Below are 17,985 nucleotides of genomic sequence, written 5' to 3' on the forward strand. Positions count from 1 at the left end.
CGCCTGCGGGTTCTACCGAAGAGAGCCTGGAGCGCGCTCGGCGTGCGCTCCAGGCGTTTGCCCTAGAACTTCTTGCCTTCTTCCTTGAAGATCGCCTTCCAGTCCTTTACCAGGCCATCGAGCGCTTCCTGCGCGGTGCCCTTGTCCGCCACCACGTAGTCATGCACGCGCTTCTGTTCGGCTTGCAGGAGTTGGGCATAGGAAGGCTCGGCCCAGAAGTCGACGACCATTCCCATCGACTTCAAAAACTCGCCGGCAAACGGCGCGCTGTTCGGGAAGCCCGGATCGTTCAACACTGACTTGGCGCAGGAATAGCCGCCCAGCGCCCACCACTTCTTCTGCACATCTCCACCGGAGAACCATTTGATATATTGCAGCGCCTCGGCCTGGTTCTTGGAGTAAGAAACGACCGAGATGCCCTGCCCACCGAGCTGCGTCGCCCGGGTCGCGGGGCCGGCGGGATTGCTGAAGAAGCCGATCTTGTCCCCACCGACGTTCGGATCTTTGTAGAGGCCCGGGAAGAAGGCGAAGAAGTTCATCTGAAGCGCGACTTGCCCCGACTTGAACGCATCAAGCCCTTCGGACATGTAGGAGTTGGATGCTCCGGGGGGCGTACAGCACTTGTAGAGCTCCTTGTAGGCCTCGAGCCCCTTCACGGCGCCGGGCGAGTTGACGAACCCGTCCATTGAATACGGCTTCTTCGGATCCTGATACTGGAAGCCGTAATCATAGAGGTAGTTCGACACGCCCATGGTGATGCCTTCCGAGCCCCGCTCGGTATAGATCGAAGCGCCATAGACCTTCTTGCCGTCGATCTCGCGGCCCTGGAAGAATTTTGCGATGTCGCGCAATTCATCGAGCGTCTTCGGCACGGCGAGATCGCGGCCGTACTTGGCCTTGAAATCCGCCTGGATCTCAGGCCGCGCAAACCAGTCTTTGCGATAGGTCCAGCCCACCGCGTCACCCATGGCGGGCAGCGCCCAATAGTTCGGGCTGTTCTTCGGCCACTCGGAATAGCCGACCACTGTCGCCGGCATGTAGTCGTCCATGCTGATTCCTTCCTTTGTGAAGAAATCGTTGAGCTTGACGTACTGACCGTTCTCGGCGGCGCCCCCGATCCATTGCGAATCCCCGATGATGAGATCGCACAGCGAGCCATGCGAATTGAGCTCGTTCAGGAAGCGGTCGGCATAGTTGGTCCACGGCACGAACTCGAACTTCATGCCGACGCCGGTCTTGGCGGTGAAATCCTTCGACAGTTCGACCAGGGCGTTGGCAGGATCCCACGCGGCCCAGCACAGCGTGATGGTCTTGGCCTGCGCATGCGCAGGAGTAGTCCCCACTCCGACACCGAGCGCGGATGCGAGAACTCCGAACGTAGTAAGAAGCGCCTTTACTGTCTGTTTCATAACGCTTTCCCTCCCAGTGGGGCCGGCCATCGACATGGCGCGACTCTCCAACCCGCTCGAATGCTTCGAGCAGAGCGATACAGTCCTTCACGGGCTGAACGACTAAACGGACGTTTCCTCGCGCCTGCCTGGATTCTTAGGGATTCAGCCAAGCTCGATTTGTTTAGTGAAACACTATATACTAAACATTGCAAGTACGCTCTTAAGCCTGTCGGTCATGGTGCTCCTCGCGAAATTGAGGCAGCAACCATGCGCTCAACCAGTACTGGCTATGCGATCTGCGCCACCTTAAGTTACGTCAGGGACTTTGCGTTCGAGCACGGCTGCCTCGACCTGATCCGCAAGAACCGTGAGATGGCTGGATCTAGAGACGAATACGCATTGTCGCTATGGACGGCGATGCCGTCTGGCTTCGTGCCTGCCTAAACATCTTCTTTCTGAAGAAGAGAATGCAGACGTTGAGCGAGTTCGGACACGCCAAAGGGCTTGTGAATAATCGGGAACTCGTCTGTCGCCCCGTGACGCGCGAGCACGTCTCCCACGTAGCCCGACGTAAGTAATATCTTGATCCTGCTGTTCCGCCGCTTTGCTTCGCGAGCAAGCTCGACGCCATTGGGACCATTCGGCATGACGACATCGCTGAACAGAAGATCGAACCCCTGATCGCTGTCGAGAATTCGGATGGCTTCGGTACCGTTGTGAGCAAGGCGAATCCGATAGCCAAAGCTCGTCAGCATTGCAGACACGACTTCCAACAGATCTTCATTGTCCTCGACCAAAAGAATTCGCTCGGAACCTCCCGGCATAGCCCGGGTCTGTTCAGTTTCCACCTCGTCGCGAGCCTCCTGATTGGCTCTCGGCAGGTACAGCGAGATCGTGGTGCCGGCGTTAGGGGCACTTTCGACTGAAATATAGCCACCGGATTGCCGGACAAAGCCATACACCATGCTGAGACCGAGGCCAGTGCCCTTGCCAACTTCCTTGGTAGTGAAGAAGGGCTCGAAAATCCGGTCTCGCACCTCGGGAGACATCCCCTGCCCCGTATCCGAGACGGACAGCCTCACATATGATCCGGCCGGACATCCAGCGACGGCTTCCCCATCCAGAACGACGTTCCGCGCCTCGATCTCGAGCACTCCGCCGCCCGGCATCGCATCGCGGCCGTTCAGCGCTAGATTGAGAAGGGCAGTCTCCAGCAGGGATGGATCCACCTGACAGAGCCACAATCGCTCGTCGATCTTCAGCCTGACCTCGCATTCTGCGCCGACCGCCTGACGGACGAGCCCCTGGAAGTTGGAGATCAGCTCGTTGGCATTAATCAGTTTAGGGTTGAGCTTTTGCCGTCGAGAGAAAGCGAGGAGCTGTGCGGTGAGCTTCGCCCCCCGGTCGGCGGCGCGCCGCGCAGTCGCGGCGAAGCGCCGGATCTTGCCGTCATTTGCCGCGCGCTCGATGAGATCAAGGTTTCCCGAAACGACGGCAAGCAGGTTGTTGAAGTCATGGGCAACACCGCCCGTGAGCTGTCCGACGGACTCCATCTTCTGACTCTGATGAAGCTGCTCCTCGATGCGCTGGCGCGCCTCCACGGCATGCTTTTGCTCGGTGACGTCTCGAAAGAAGATCGCGATCCCTTCGCCAGAAGGAAACGCGTTGATCGCATACCATGCGGCACGACGAGGACAGTGCGCTTCGAACGAAACCGGACGGCGGTTCGACATGACTTCCCGAAGCTGCTCGACGATTCCCGTATCGGCGGCATCCAGAAGCGACGCCTGCAGGTGCATTCCAATCAGATCACGCCCCTGAGCGATCTGAGACCAGGCCCTCTGGTTGAAGAAGCTGATCCGCCAATCGTGGTCGACGATCACGACGCTGTCGGTTGTGCTTTCGAAGAGCATCGTAAGCCGGGCCGCGGCGTCCTCGGCCTTCTCTTTTGCATCGGACAATTCCTGCTCGCGGCGATCCAGCGCATCAGCCATGGTGTTGAAGGCGCCGGCTACGCCCGCGATTTCAGAACTGCCGCGGATGTTCACACGGCGAGCATAGTCGCCGAGGCGCCATCGGTTCGCGGCGTCAACTAATAGTCCGAGCGGCCGATGGATGAATTGCCGGGCGCCGAGCAGCGTCAGGCCCAGCACCATCATGGCGCTGAGGGCGATGAGGAAGATGTCGTGTCGGGTCCGGCTCTGGATCTCGGCAAAGGCGTTCGCCTTGTCGAGGCCGAAGCTGACGCGAAGTCCCCCAGAATCGGGCCCGAGAGTCGAGAAACCCACGATCCTCTCGACGCCGTCGACATCAACCAGGTCGGCTGCGAGACCGTCGCCATACTGCCTCTCATCACCAACGCGAACCAATTTCTTACCGACAAATCGGTCATTGTCCGGATAGCGGGCAAGGTAGGTGCCGTTGCGATCGGTGATGGCCAGCGCGTCTCCCGCCGGAACACCCGCGCGCGCGATGTAGTCCGCTAACCAGTCCAGACCGAGAGGCGCAATGATGACGCCCCCTGGCTGACCATCATCTCCGTAGAAAGGCAGCGCAAACTGAATGAGTTTCCGATCGACGGACAGACCGATCGAGAATTGTCCCACCGTAAACGCACCCGTCTTCAACGCGTCCGCAAAGTAGGGACGCCCGGAGACATTCACCGGCTTGCGATCCGTGTTTGTATCGCAGAAGGGCTGGCCACTCAGATCGGTAGCGACGAAAGTGAGGAAAGCCGGAAACCGGGACCTCATCCCTGCCATCGCCGCATTGCACCCCTTGCTATCTTTCGCCTTTATCGCAGGGAGTTCGGACAGCGCAATCAGGACCTGCCGAATGCCCTGAACGATCTGTTGCTGCTGTTCGGCGGCGAGCTTAGCGAGACCGAGCGCCTGATTCTGTACGTCCACTTGGCGCGCGCGTCGAAGGTTAACTTCGTTGTACGCCTGAATCGAGATAGCGGGCAATAACGCGACTGCGACAAGCGCCAACAGGCGCGACAAGATGGTCATTCTCTGCCGTATTCAAATCGTCCCGGAGCTTGCTGTGCATTTCAATCCCAATGGGGATACGCTTATAGGCGTTCGTCATTCCAATCACGATCGTGAGAACCACGAGTGACCGCTCGTTGAACATGCGCGGCGGCGCGAGCTTCATCCGCGTCCGCTTTCAAATGACACATGTTGCATCTTCGCCCCTGCAATCCCGCCCTACTCGCGAGCACCATGACATCGCGCGGTGGTACAGCCAAAATCGACAATCTTGGTACTGTTTTTTTGAGCGGGCATCGCGCATCTATCTGCCAAGACCAACGGCAACTCGGATGTAACTTCGACCTGTGGCACGACGGTTCGAATGCGTCGGGCGCGATCGCGCCACGGCGTCGGAGTATTGCGTCGGTAATTTAGACCAAACCTACTTTGCTTAAAGCACCGCCTTGCTCATCATCGCTCATGAAATGCCAGGCGATCACAGATCCGATCTGGACCGCGCCAGCGATACCGGCAAGCGCCGGTACTTCATGGCCCAACCATCCTGGAAAAGCTGGCGGTGATGGAGTTATGGTCTAACGAATCGGCGGATGTGTTTCGCTAACGGAAGGAGCCACCTGGATCGGTTCCGTTACAAGCGCCTTTATCTTGTCGAAGTCTGCCTTTGACCCTCCAGGCGCGATTAACCTTGGCGGTTAGGCTTACCGAGCAAGCATCTCCGCGAGAAGCTTGACGGCCGATCTATGAGCCGTTGGCCAGAACCGATAGATTGCAAGGATTGAGTCGTTGCGTTCGAGTGGCGCGCGTGAGTTTTCAGCTTTCCATTTTGAAGATTTTGGCAGGGCAGCCCGACGGCCGGGGAAACCTTGAGCTTATCAAGCTGCATCTCGCGGTTTTCTATACGAGCGGCCCTGAATGGACGTTGCGTATGAAGCGTCTCGCTGAACTTGCGCCGGATCTTGATGCGTTCAGCCAAGGACTCATCACTCGTGAACGCGGCGCATGGACTATCACGAACCAAGGACGCGACTTCCTTGCCAAACTCGAGGAGGCTGCCTTGGGTGCAACGGCGGCCATACGGCCCCCCGACCCAGCCGAGCCGGTTAAGGTCGAGCAAGCCTCGCCAATAGCTCCGCCAGCGGCGGCTTCTCTGCCGAAAGTACTGGAGCGATCGCACGGGCGCCCCCAAGGCAAACACCGCAAGAACCATCGCAAACGATCGGCTTAAGTCGGCGGAATCTTAGATCGGTTCGGTCTAAGACGGATCGATCTCCTCGGCCCTACGGTTGATCAGTGGGGCGAGAAGGCGCGCGATGGCCTCGTAACGGCGATGTACTCCCTCGAATATTCCCCGCTCTCCGAAGATGACCGTCCGCGGGCGCGTCAGCCGTCGTAACGAGAAGGGCGGCGGTCGAAAGACGCAGCGAGCGACGGGTCGTGATTGTTGGATGCGGTACGTTTCTCATCGCTGAACTCCAAATCGGTGCAACACTGTTGCGCGGTCGACCCACAAAACCGCTTCCGACTTTCGATCAATTGTTATCGCTGTGCCTCGCTATCCGACCAACGTGTAGTTGCGCGAGTGTTGATCGGATACCTTTGTGGGCGAACCTAAGAACCAAATCACCAGACCGGCGTTATCCCGGCACTATGGAGCCGTTTCGCGGAGGTCTAATGATGGACCCGAATCGAGCAGCTTTACTCCTATCTGCTATCGCTCTGGCCATCGCCATTGGATCGGCAATCACGTCAGAGCGCCTCGATACTCGTACGGCCAGCAACGACGCACCTCCCGGAACGGTAGGCCTCGCTAGGCCACACCCGCCGCTGGACCGTGCGGCAGGTGAACCGATACAAACGGTAGGCGGGCCGCCTGGCGCGAGTATTCGGCAGCGTCCCTGACCGAACACTGGCCACCCAGCGAGAGCGCTACCGAAGCTCCTTGATGTGGCCGGTGCTGTCGACGATGAGCGACCGCTCCGTACCCTCCTTGATTGCTCGGTAGGTCTTGATCTTGCCGCTCGGGACCTCCTGAATCTGCGAATAGCCCGCGGCACGTAGCTTGGCCTCAATCTCCCCCTGCGTCAGGGCGAGCACAGGCGAGGACGCCCCCACCGTTACAACAATGGCAATAACTGATCGCATCGTTCGCCTCCTGGCTCCGCCAGAGGATGCGATGGCTCCTACCGTTTTTGGCGGCGCGCACTGTCTCACTGAAGTTCGCCAATTTTCGCTAGCGATTAGTCGAGCTACAAAGCGCGAATCGCTAACTCTTGTTAATCATTGGGGCACACGCTCTACGTCAGATATTTCATACTTCTATTTTTTTGCCGCGCATGGCCTTTGGTCGAAGAAAATCGGACCGTGTTCAATTTGCCCATCAGCACGCCGTCAACTTGATGGCTGTGGATGGCACTTGGAGCCGAGTCTGCGTTCTCAACGACATTTCGGCAACGGGGGCAAAGCTAGAGGTTGAGGGCTCGACTGACGTCCTAACCTCGCGAGAGTTCTTCCTAGTTCTATCGTCAACGGGCCTCGCATTTCGTCGCCGTCAGTTGGTCTGGTTGGATGGACCAGCCGCTGGCGTGCATTTCATCCACGATAAGAGAAAGTCTGCGTCGTGAGCGCCGTGCTGCAAAACATGGAGCTGATCGTCCAGCGCAGCTTGCCTACTCTTGACGTCGAGTCCCTTGAATGTTGTGAGGCAAAAGAAGCACTTTTCCGAAGCAAAGACGGCTTTATGCTCTATCTAACAGATGGAGCCCCACCGCCTCTTGGTAGGGAGCGACTGGTCCCATTGAGTCTTCGTCAGGCACTCCTCTGGCTAAACGAAAACCAACTCTCCGAGGCTGGGTCTTTCTGGGCATAGCGGAGAGCAGCTTAGCTGCAATACCGGCAAAACCAAGTTTGCGTCTGGGCCCAACCCGCTTAAGCAGCTCGCGGAGTTGCGGATGGAGCATCCCCACGCGAGACCGCAATCGCATTGAGGCCACTCCGGATCCTGCCTTCAAATCACTTCCGCCGATGCTGTTGGCTTACGTTCTCAACCAGGCCCTGATCACGATCCGCCACCGGGTGCTGTTCTGGGAGCGTCTCGGACGGGTTGAGGCACGCTTGTTGCTCCCTGCCCTCACGCGACGCGCATCAACTCGGCGTCACGCCAATGCTCGACCCGCCTACTTGATCGTCGCGTGTACTGTGATGACCGATGTGCCAGAAGCCTTCGGCCCCTTGCCGGTTGCTTTGATGGCAAAGGTGTCACTTCCTTTGTATCTCGCCTTCGTCCTGTACTCGTAAGTCGCAACGTCGAGCTTCTTCAGTTTGCCGTGTGCTGGCTTTTGCGAGATTTCCGAGCTACTCGCCGCGCCGCGCAACGTGATCGGGAAGATGCAACTGTCCCCAGACGCGACGCTGATGTCGCCGGTCGAGTTCTCGCCCCAATCCGCCAATTCCATTGATCTGGAACATTCCGAAGCCGCCAGGACGATAGAAACATAAGTTGGGCTGGAAGCTCCCGCGACAAGCGCCAGAGTGGCAAGGCTAGACAATCGCATCGTTGATCTCCCGGATCATGCCGCAGCTTAGCGCGAATCGGTGAGCAGTAGTTTCGTTGATTTCAGTGGGGGACTGGGCATCGGGTTGCAGTCCGCCGAATCATGGCGGTCGTGAGCTGTCCGGGGTAGAGCGGACATGCTCCGCCCCTCCGTTACAGGAGCCTGCGGGCCAAATTCCGGACGCATGCACCGCAGCAAATAGAGCTCTTAGTCTACCCCATCGTCGGTGGGCGAAGCGGCGTTGTTGCAGGCGAGCGCTGAGAGGCGCTGAAGCCGACCGGGAACCCTGCCGCGCGAGTCTGGATTCCCGCGATGGTTGGGGTAAGGTTACGCTGCCTGCGTAGAAAAATTGCAAACAACACCCGGGAGGAAGTGATGCTCGACACCACGCTTAGCGCGCGCGTCCAGGTTTTCCTCGACAAGTTTGAAGCCGCGCTTGCGGCGGGCGATCTCGACACCGCCGTAGGAATGTTCGCTCCGGAATGCTACTGGCGCGACCTCGTTACCTTCACCTGGAACATCAAGACCATGGAAGGCCGCGATCAGGTCCGCGACATGCTCGCGCATTGCCTCGCGCATGTGAAGCCGCGCAACTGGAAAATCGCCGAGGGCGAAACGCCAACCGAGGCCGGCGGCGTGACCGAATCTTGGATCACGTTCGAGACCGAGGTCGCGCGCGGATATGGACTCATCCGCCTGCAGAACGGTCATATCTGGACGCTCTTGACAACCATGGCCGAACTGAAGGCCCATGAGGAAAAGGCTGGCTTCAGCCGACCGCTCGGCGCCAGGCATGGCGTCAATCCCGGCGCCAAGACCTGGAAGGAACTGCGTGACGAAGAAGTCGAGCAACTTGGTTTCAAGAGCCAGCCCTACGTGCTTGTCATCGGCGGCGGACAGGGAGGCATTGCGCTCGGGGCCCGGCTGCGCCAACTCGGTGTGCCGACGATCATCGTCGAAAAGAACGCACGCGCCGGCGATTCCTGGCGCAACCGCTACAAGTCGCTCTGCCTGCACGACCCCGTCTGGTACGATCACTTGCCCTACATCGATTTCCCCAAGAACTGGCCTGTGTTCTCGCCCAAGGACAAAATCGGCGATTGGCTGGAAATGTACACCAAGGTCATGGAGCTGAACTACTGGTCGAACACCACGGCCAAACGCGCCAGTTGGGACGACACCAAGAAGGAATGGACCGTCATCGTCGAACGCGATGGCAAGGAGATTACTCTGCGGCCCAGGCAGCTTGTGTTCGCGACCGGCATGTCGGCCAAGCCGAACATGCCGAAAATCAAAGGCATGGAAACGTTCAAGGGCGAGCAACACCATTCCTCACGCCATCCCGGCTCCGGCGGCTACAAAGGCAAGAACAAGAAGGTGGCGGTGATCGGCTCGAACAATTCGGCCCATGACATCTGCGCTGCGCTGTACGAGGCCGGCGTCGACGTAACGATGGTGCAGCGTTCAACGACGCACATTGTGCGCTCGGATTCGCTGATGGAGAGTATCGGCGATCTTTATTCCGAACGCGCCGTCCGCGGCGGAATGACGACCGCAAAGGCCGATCTGATCTTCGCTTCACTGCCCTACCGGATCTTGAATCAGTTTCAGAAGCCGGTCTACGACAAGATCCGCCAGGATGACGCCGCTTTCTATGCCGGGCTGGAGAAGGCCGGGTTCAGGCTCGACTTCGGTGACGACGATTCCGGGCTATTCATGAAATATCTGCGCCGCGGCTCGGGCTATTACATCGACGTCGGCGCCTCACAACTTATCATTGACGGCAAAATCAAACTGTTCGCTGGACAGGTCGAGGAAATCACGCCCAACGGCGTCAGGCTCGACAACGGCAAGGAATTTCCGGCGGACGTGATCGTCTATGCCACCGGCTATAGCTCGATGAACGGCTTTGTTGCCGATCTCGTGAGTCCGGAAATGGCCGACAAAGTCGGCAAGGTCTGGGGCCTCGGCTCGAGTACGACAAAGGACCCCGGCCCATGGGAAGGTGAGCAGCGCAACATGTGGAAGCCGACGCAGCAGGAAGGCCTATGGTTCCACGGCGGCAATCTGCATCAGTCGCGACATTACTCGCAATTCCTTTCCCTGCAGTTGAAGGCACGCTACGAGAGCATCCCGACGCCGGTCTACGGCCTGCAGACTGTCCATCACAAGGCCTGAAATTGCCGAGCGCACAGCGGGGCTCGCGGATTGCGAGCCCCATGCCATTTCCGGGTCTCCGCACTCGCCAGCGCAATGGCCGCCTTGTCAGCGCGCAGCTGAAAGGGCTCGGGAATGGTTAGGCCAAGTTCCTTCGCACTCTCCGGGTGTCATCGAAGCTGGTGACAGGGAGGTCACCGGTTCTGAGAGAATTCCCCTCGCCAGTGGAATTGGCCCTTCTATTTAGACACGGTTGAGAGCGCAGTTCTCAGTAGTTTGCGGGCTGAATTGAGCGCGCCGAAAGTTATTGCGGAGTACGTGCGTACTTATCTCGAAGAGCGAAAGCGCCTCGCAATCACATCGAATGGAAAAAGGCAGCGCCTCGAATAACAGCTTAGACAGTTGAATCGAGAAATCGAACGACTGGTGGATGCGATCGCAAAAGGGCGCGGCGATCCATCCATTCTCGGTCCGCGATCGACCGCCCTCGGCGCCGAACGCGAGCGAATATCTGAAGAGTTGCGGAGTGAACCGCCGGCCGCAAAAGAGGTCGCGCTGCATCCAACTATTCTCAAGCGATATGAAGAACAGCTAGGTCGGCTCGAGGAGGCGCTAACGAAGGTATCAGCTTGCGGCGGAAAAAGCGGGGTGGGCATCACCCCTTCCCGCGGGGCATGGCCGCGGAATTTCAGTACAATTCGCATACGGAAGTTACACGTCGCAGGTCGCCGAGGTCGAAGTAGCGGCCGATGGCTCCGTCAAAGTTAAGCGGATCGTCTGTGCGCTTGACTGCGGAATGTACGTTAATCCCGATACGATCGAAGCCCAAGTTCAAGGAGGAACGCTTTTCGGGCTGACGGCCGCACTTCATGGCTCGATCACGTTCAAAGATGGTCGGGTCGAGCAGAGCAATTTTGACAACTATCTGCCGATGCGTATCGACGAGGCACCGGTGGTGGAGACACACTTGATCAAGAACGCGGAGGCTCCGGGTGGCGTTGGTGAAGCTCCGACGGCCATTGTCAGTGCTGCAGTGACCAATGCGATCTTCGCCGCAACAGGCAAGCGTGTGCGCAGCCTGCCGATCGATACGAATGGTCGGAGCCGCCGGGTGCAACCCATTGGCGAAGGACTAAACCGGCCGGAGCGGGCAGCGCGAATCCTTTTCCTGTTTCAGGCGTCGAGCGACTGGAGTCGGTACTCGGACATCCTCTGGGCGGCGATGATGACCTCGACCCTGTTCCTGGCTTGCATCTTCTGCATCAGCTCGGTCATGTAGTGCTTGACCGTCTTCTCGGTGATGCGAAGCGTCGCGGCGATTTCCTTGTTCGTCATGCCACGCAGCAGCAGCCGGACAATCTGCCCCTCGCGCTGACTGAGCTTGATGGCCTCGGCGACGCGGTGGCGGACGTCGGTGTTGCGGAGCGCGTCGATCACCCGGACCGCAAAGCCCTGGGTAATATAGGTCTCATCCTTCAGCACGGCCCGGACGGCGGCCATCAACTCGTCGGCCGAGGAGCGCTTGAGGACGTAGCCGTGAGCGCCGGCGTCGAGCGCCCGGACGGCATGGTCGACGCCGTGCTGGGAGGTGTAGGCGACGATCTTGATCGCAGGCAGGACGTTGCGGATCGTGCGGATGGCGTCGTAGGTCTCGTCGGGGACGGAGGGGCTCAGAATCATCAGCCTGGGGACATGGAAACGGGCCAGCCGGATCATGTCGGCGGCGGTGACGCCGAAGGCGACGATCTTGAAATCGGTCGACGCCGAAAGAAAGGTCGTGAGGGCCGTCATCATCAAAGGCTGGTCCTCGACAATCGCGATCGTAATATCGCTCATCAAACCCACCCAAAAGAGCCATCATTAAAACTTCCGCCGGTGGAGAACGACGGTTCCAAGGCATTCACGAGGAAAGAAAAATCCCCGAGCCCGAAAGAAAATACCAATTCGTGGAATCCGTCCTTGGATATTCCGGAGGTGTGGCAAGATGCCCGGGCTGCGGTGCTGGGCCGGAAGGCCTCCGAAACCCCGCCGAATGTCGCCGGTTCGCGGCTCCCGACGCTCCCCTTCGCTGAAAGGTTAACGTAAGGAACCCCGGCGGCCACCTCGGCGTCGATGCCTTCCTCGGTGTGTCGGCGGGGAAATTCGTCATGCCTCAGCGCTCCCGAAAGGCGCGTGTCATCTGGTCGATGACGGGCTTGGCCAGATAGGAGGCCGCGGTGCGCTCCTGGGTCGAGACGAAGACCTCCGCCGGCATGCCGGGAACGAGCTTCAGTCCCTTGTGCTGGATCAGGTCCGCCTCGGCCGGAAGCAGGCGGACGTGGGCGATGTAGTGCTCCTGGCCGTTGGACGGATCCCGGGCCGAGGCCGGCGACACCATCGCGACCTTGCCCTTCAGCTCCGGCGTGGTGGCGCGGTTGAAGGCGGAGAGGCGGATGCGCGCCGGCTGTCCAACCCTCACCTGGTCGATGTCGGCCGGCGAGATGCGAATCTCGAACTTGAGGTCGGCGTTCTCCGGCACCACGGTGGCGATCTTGGCCGCCGGGGTGATGACGCCGCCCACCGTGTAGGCAAACAGTTCGTTGATGTAGCCGGACGCCGGGGAACGTATCTCGGTGCGCGACAGCCGGTCCTCGACGGCGAGCTTGCGCTCCTGAAGCTCGGCGATGCGCGCCTCCACTGTGCGCAGGTCCTTCTGGGCCTCGGTCGAGGCGTTCTGGTCCACGGCGATGATCTGCACGCGGATCTCGCTGGTCCTCACCTTGGCGCGCGCGATGCTCGCCTGGATCTCGCCCTGCTCGCCCATGATGCGGGCGTAGTCGCGCTGGGAGGTATAAACGCGCTGGTACTCGACGATCTTGCGCTCGAAGAGCGACTGCAGCTTCTCGCGCTCGGCACCGACGAGCTTACCTTCCTCCTCCTTGGCGGCGAGGCGGGCCGCCATGCCCCTGATCTCCTCGCCGGTTTGGGCGATGCTGAGCTCGAGCTGTTCCTTCTGGCTGTCGCGCGCGGTCTTGTTGCCGGCGAACAGACGGGCCTCGCCGTGGATCACCGATCCGGCGGTCGAAGGGAATAACGCGTGCATGTCGCCGGGAAACTCGACGGACGTCAGGTTGTCGCGTTCGGCCACCAGGCGGGCGCGGCGCCCGAGCGCCTCGACCAGCTGCGCGCGCACGATCAGATGCTCGGCCTTGATCTGGACGTCATCGAGGGTCGCCAGCACCTGGCCTTCGCGAACCTGGTCGCCCTGGCGCACCGACAGTGTCTTGACGATGCCGCCGTCGCGGTGCTGCACCTCCTTGAGGTTCTGGTCGACCTTGACCGTTCCGGCGGCGACCACCGCGCCCTCCAACATCGCCCAGGCGGCCCAGCCGCCGCAACCGGCGACCAGTAGCGCGCTCAGCACGAGGCCGGCGACGATGCGCGGCCACAGCCGCAACGGCCGTTCGCGGGGCGCGTCGATAGCCGGATGCTCCAAGCGGGCGAATTCAGATGCAGCGACATGCTTCATGGCTTCACCTCAGGAATGAATCGACGAGAATTGCAGATGGTGGTGACCGGCGACTTCGATCGTCATGCCGTCTGCGTCGTCGTTGCCGTAATCGACGTCGATGGCGGTGTACTTGCCCTCGGCGAGTTCCTCGAAGCGGAAGCGCACTTGGCGATTGTGGCCGCCGTGGTTCTCGTCGAGGTAGATCTGTTCAAACAGGTCAGCGACTTGCTCCTCGGCGTCGCAGCCTTCCTTGATCGTAATCTGATAGGTCGCGGCCACGATCTTGTCGCCGATTGTGAAGTCGGTGATCTTCTTGACCACGTCCTGCTGCTGAGCGCCGTCATCACCGCGCTGGAACTGAAAGCAGTCATCGCCGGCGCCGCCGGTCAGGACCACCGCGCCGCTGCCGGCGATGATCACGTCGTCACCGGAGCCCGCGATGATCACCTCGAAGCCATCGATCAGGTCCTTGCCGATCTCACGTCCCACGGCGGTGCCGCTGCGCAGATCGATCGTGACGGTGACGGTGGTCGCCGAATAGTCGAGGGTGTCCTGACCCGAATTGCCATCATAGGCGTCGTCGGTGCCGTCGGCCGACGCCAGCACGACGTCGTCGCCGCTGCCGCCGTCCACCTTGTCGGCTCCGCCGCCGTCGGCGATGATGTCGTTGCCGGCCCCGCCGGCGAGAGTGTCGGCTCCCGCACTCCCCGTCATGACGTCGTCGCCCGCGCCGCCGACGACAATCTCGAACTCTGCGATCGCGTCCTCTCCGATATCCTCACCGAAGGCTCGGCCCGAGGCGAGATTCACGGCGATCTTCTTGATGGCCGAGGAATAGTCGAGGGTGTCGGTCCCGGCACCGCCGTCGAGGCTGTCGTCCGCGGCATCGGCCCCAGCGAGAACCAGATCGTTTCCGGCCTCGCCGGCGACCGTATCAGATCCGCCGCCGTCCGAGATCGTGTCGTTGCCAGTCCCGCCGGTCAGCGTGTCGTCGCCGGCGCCCCCGGCCACGACGTCGTTTCCGCCGCCGCCGTCGATCGAGGCCGAAGCCGATCCAGCGGCCGTGAGGGTATCGTCGCCCGCGCCGCCGATGACGATCTCGAACTCCGCGATCGCGTCGTTGCCGATGTCAGTGCCGGAGGCGGTACCCGAGCCCAGATCCACCCTGATCGAACGCGTAGCCGATGAATAGTCCAGCGTGTCTACGCCGGCGCCGCCGGCGAAGCCGTCGTCCGCGGCATCGGCGGCCGCCATTACGATATCGTTGCCCGCGCCGCCGGTGGCGACGTCGTTTCCGCCGCCGTCGGCGATGATGTCGTTGCCGCTCCCGCCGGACATCCGGTCGGCGCCCTCGCCGCCGTCGAGATGGTCGTGGCCGTCACCGCCCTCAAGGGTGTCGTCGCCGGCTCCCGCCAGCAAAATGTCGCGGCCCGCGCCGCCGTCGAGGTGGTCGTCTCCCTCCTCACCCAGCAGGGTGTCGTCGCCTTCGTCGCCCCACAGACGGTCGTCGCCGGTGCCGCCGAACACCACGTCGTTGCCCGTGCCCGCGAACACGGTGTCGTTGCCGTCGCCCGCATAGACCACGTCGTGGCCCGCGCCCGCCAAAATATGGTCGTCGCCGGCGCCACCCGAGATCCGGTCGTTGCCGCCTCTGGCGTCGATGTTGTCGTCTCCGCCGAGTCCCGCGATGGTTTCGGCGCACTGTGTGCCGAGCAGGATGTCGTCGCTCTCGGTCCCGACGATGGGCGGCGCCTCAACCACATTGAAGTAGGCTGTCTGCATGACGATGTGGGAGCCGTCGCTGATCGCGTAGGTCAGCTTGACCTCGCCGAGCATGTTCGGCGCGCGATCGAATTCCCAGCCATCCTCGGTGCGGACCAGGGAGCCGGAGGAGGAGAAGATGCCGACCACGGTCAGATTGTCGCCGTCCGGATCGGTGGCGCCGGCCAGCAGCGCCGCCATCGATATCGCCAGACCGTGGCAGGCCACCACGTCGGGAAGATGCACCGCGCCGGAGACGCGGGGCGCGCGGTTGCGGTGATCCGGCGCCGGCGGGGCGCGCGGTCTGTCGCCGCCGCCACCTCCTCCGCCGCCACCTCCTCCGCCACCGCCACTGCCACCACCGGAGCCGGAGTCCTCCTGGCGAGGCCGGTGGTTGTCGTTGGCGACCTTCGGACTCGCGCCGGACCCCTTGTTGTTCAGCTCGGGCTTGTCGGTGCGCGCCTGGGCGCTGAAATCGGTCGCACCGCCGCCTACGGCGCGCTCCTCCTCGGCGTGCGCGACGATCCTGCCCTCCTCGGTCCAGCCCGACGACCGGGGCGGCTCAGGCTGCTCCTCCGCGGGCTCCTCGGCCGCCGCGAGCGCGTCCTCCTTCAGGTTCTCCTCCTCACCCGAGCCGCGGACCTTTTCACGGTCCTCGCTGGCCCCCAGCTTCATTGGCAGGAAGCTCTTGAGGTAGGCTGTGCAGGATCCGACGATGAGCAAGAAGATCAGCGGCACGAAGCGGCGGCTGCGATCCTGCTTCTCTTCGTAGTCCTCGCGGCCGGGGGCAGTCTCGACGGTGGACTTGCGGGTGGCCTGGACGTTGATCATGCAGGCCTCCGCATTTGGGCTTCCACGGGAATCGTGCCGGCCGGGGTTAGCGCGGAAGGCTGCAGGACAGGAGTCATGATGTCCTGCTTCTTGCCGAAGGCGACCATGCGGCCGGCCTGGACGATGGCGACGAGATCGACCGCCACCAGCGCGCTCGGGCGGTGCGCGATCACGATGGCGACGCCGCCGCGAGCGCGGATGCCCTCGATCGCCGCGGTGAGCGCCGCCTCACCCTCGCCGTCGAGATTGGAGTTGGGCTCGTCCATCACCACCATGAAGGGATTGCCGTAAAGCGCGCGCGCCAGCGCGATGCGCTGGCGTTGACCTGCGGAAAGCGCGCAGCCCTGCGGCCCCAACCTGGTGCGATAGCCCTCCGGCAGCCTGACGATCATCTCGTGGACGCCGGCCGCCTTGGCGGCCGCGATCACCTTGCGGGAGTCGGGCTGGCGCTCGAGGCGACAGATGTTCTCCTCCATGGTGGTGTCCATCAGCGCGACCTCCTGGGGGAGATAGCCGATGTGCCTGCCGAGGTCGTCCTCGCGCCACTGGGTCAGGTCGGCGCCGTCGAGCCGCACGCTGCCGCGCAGCGCCGGCCAGATGCCGGTCAGCGCGCGCACCAGCGTGGTCTTGCCGCCGGCGCTGGGGCCGATGATGCCAAGCGCCTGGCCGGCCTCGAGCTTGAAGGCGACTTCGCTCAGCACCACCTGTCCGGTCCCGGGGACCGCCACGGTGATCTTCTCGACGGAGAGACGGGCGGTCGGATCGGGCAGCCGCATCGGCTCGTCGGCGGAGGCGAGCGCGATGACGGTCTCGCGCAGCCGTTGGTAGGCCATCCGCGCGGCGATGAAGGCCTTCCAGTTGCCGATCGCGAGATCGACGGGGGCCAGCGCGCGCGCCGAGGCGACCGAGACCGCGATGATGGCGCCAGCCGAAAGCTCACCCTTGATGGTGAGGTAGGCGCCGAGCCCCAACAGGGCCGACTGCAGCACCATGCGTAGCACACGCGAAACCGCGGCGAACCCGCCGGTGATGTCGTTGGCCTTCGTCTGCAGATCGAGATGCTCGGCATTGGCCTCGTTGAAGCGGCCGACGGCGCGGCCTGCGAAGCCCATCGCCTTGAGCACCTCGGCGTTGCGCGCGTTGCAGTCGGCGATGCCGTTGCGTTCCGTCGCCGCCTTGCGCGTGGACACGATGAGACGGCGGGTCATGACTTCGCTGACCACGGTGAGCACGACGAGGACGAGCGCGCCCGCGAATGTCAACGCGCCGAGCATCGGATGAAGGAAGTAGATGAAGGCCAGATAGATCGGCATCCAGGGCAGGTCGAACAACGCCGAGGGGCCCTGGCTGCCGAGGAAGCCACGGACGGTGTCGACGTCCCGCCCGCGCTCCAGCGCTTCGGAGGTGGAGAAGCCGAAACGCGGCATGTCGATGGCGACGCGATGCGCCAGCGGCGCGATCTTGCGGTCGATCCGGGCGCCAACCCGCACCAGCACCTGGGAGCGGACGACGTCGAAGGCACCCTGGAATAGATAGAGCCCGATCGCGAGCACCGAGAGCATCACCAGGGTGGGGATGCTGCCGCTGGTCAGCGCGCGGTCGTAGATCTGCATCATGTAGACGGAGCCGGTGAGCGCCAGCACGTTGATCATGCCGGAGACCACGAACAGAAACAGGACGATGCTGCGGAAGCCCCTTGTCAGCTCGGCCAGGCGCCGGCGCTTCGCGGGTGTGAGCTCTTTCGGTTTAGCCATTTGTTTGGATGCCCTCAGGTGCGAGGAACAGAAATCTGGCCGGAACGGAAAGATGGT

12 protein-coding genes are annotated in these 17,985 nt (G+C 61.8%); 4 read left to right on the plus strand and 8 right to left on the minus strand.

Going from position 1 to position 17,985, the window contains the following annotated elements:
* Positions 1 to 62 precede the first annotated feature (62 nt).
* Together ABIA90_RS23060 and ABIA90_RS23065 are read right to left on the minus strand one after the other, a co-directional pair.
* Entirely contained in the window at positions 63 to 1,409 is a 1,347-nt protein-coding gene (locus ABIA90_RS23060; RefSeq protein ID WP_063981213.1) for an ABC transporter substrate-binding protein, read from the minus strand.
* 422 nt (positions 1,410 to 1,831) lie between these two features.
* Positions 1,832 to 4,402, minus strand: coding sequence for an ATP-binding protein (locus tag ABIA90_RS23065; protein ID WP_354119297.1), 2,571 nt, complete (start codon positions 4,400 to 4,402; stop codon positions 1,832 to 1,834).
* A gap of 784 nt (positions 4,403 to 5,186) precedes the next feature.
* Between ABIA90_RS23065 and ABIA90_RS23070 the strand changes: the two genes are divergently transcribed.
* Complete coding sequence (locus tag ABIA90_RS23070; RefSeq protein ID WP_354119296.1) at positions 5,187 to 5,609, plus strand: hypothetical protein; 423 nt, start codon at positions 5,187 to 5,189, stop codon at positions 5,607 to 5,609.
* A gap of 701 nt (positions 5,610 to 6,310) precedes the next feature.
* Here the strand turns inward: ABIA90_RS23070 and ABIA90_RS23075 are convergent.
* Positions 6,311 to 6,526 (minus strand): hypothetical protein, encoded by a 216-nt coding sequence (locus ABIA90_RS23075; RefSeq protein ID WP_071909883.1) that lies wholly within the window; start codon positions 6,524 to 6,526, stop codon positions 6,311 to 6,313.
* 191 nt (positions 6,527 to 6,717) lie between these two features.
* Between ABIA90_RS23075 and ABIA90_RS23080 the strand changes: the two genes are divergently transcribed.
* Complete coding sequence (locus tag ABIA90_RS23080) at positions 6,718 to 7,005, plus strand: PilZ domain-containing protein (protein WP_354119550.1); 288 nt, start codon at positions 6,718 to 6,720, stop codon at positions 7,003 to 7,005.
* Between the two features lie 552 nt (positions 7,006 to 7,557).
* Here the strand turns inward: ABIA90_RS23080 and ABIA90_RS23085 are convergent.
* On the minus strand, positions 7,558 to 7,935 hold the full coding sequence (locus ABIA90_RS23085) for a hypothetical protein (protein ID WP_166102969.1): 378 nt from the start codon (positions 7,933 to 7,935) through the stop codon (positions 7,558 to 7,560).
* Between the two features lie 375 nt (positions 7,936 to 8,310).
* Between ABIA90_RS23085 and ABIA90_RS23090 the strand changes: the two genes are divergently transcribed.
* A complete protein-coding gene (locus tag ABIA90_RS23090) occupies positions 8,311 to 10,113 on the plus strand; it encodes an NAD(P)/FAD-dependent oxidoreductase (protein WP_354119295.1) in 1,803 nt (600 codons plus the stop codon).
* A 664-nt stretch (positions 10,114 to 10,777) separates the two neighbouring features.
* On the plus strand, positions 10,778 to 11,371 hold the full coding sequence (locus tag ABIA90_RS23095) for a molybdopterin cofactor-binding domain-containing protein (protein WP_354119549.1): 594 nt from the start codon (positions 10,778 to 10,780) through the stop codon (positions 11,369 to 11,371).
* On the opposite strand, the gene ABIA90_RS23100 is transcribed toward ABIA90_RS23095, so the two are convergent.
* The 4 genes from ABIA90_RS23100 to ABIA90_RS23115 all read right to left on the minus strand — a co-directional run bounded on the left by ABIA90_RS23100 (position 11,266) and on the right by ABIA90_RS23115 (position 17,928).
* On the minus strand, positions 11,266 to 11,928 hold the full coding sequence (locus ABIA90_RS23100; protein ID WP_063981736.1) for a LuxR C-terminal-related transcriptional regulator: 663 nt from the start codon (positions 11,926 to 11,928) through the stop codon (positions 11,266 to 11,268). The genes ABIA90_RS23095 and ABIA90_RS23100 overlap by 106 nt on opposite strands.
* 316 nt (positions 11,929 to 12,244) lie before the next feature.
* Entirely contained in the window at positions 12,245 to 13,600 is a 1,356-nt protein-coding gene (locus ABIA90_RS23105; protein WP_063981735.1) for an HlyD family type I secretion periplasmic adaptor subunit, read from the minus strand.
* 9 nt (positions 13,601 to 13,609) lie between these two features.
* The gene (locus tag ABIA90_RS23110; RefSeq protein ID WP_354119294.1) at positions 13,610 to 16,174 is read right to left on the minus strand and encodes a calcium-binding protein; all 2,565 of its coding nucleotides are present in this window, start codon (positions 16,172 to 16,174) and stop codon (positions 13,610 to 13,612) included.
* On the minus strand, positions 16,171 to 17,928 hold the full coding sequence (locus ABIA90_RS23115; protein ID WP_354119293.1) for a type I secretion system permease/ATPase: 1,758 nt from the start codon (positions 17,926 to 17,928) through the stop codon (positions 16,171 to 16,173). The genes ABIA90_RS23110 and ABIA90_RS23115 overlap by 4 nt, the downstream gene beginning before the upstream one ends.
* Positions 17,929 to 17,985 lie beyond the last annotated feature (57 nt).

The organism is Bradyrhizobium sp. LA6.8, assembly GCF_040547935.1.
In the GTDB taxonomy this organism is placed as follows: Bacteria; Pseudomonadota; Alphaproteobacteria; order Rhizobiales; family Xanthobacteraceae; genus Bradyrhizobium; species Bradyrhizobium barranii.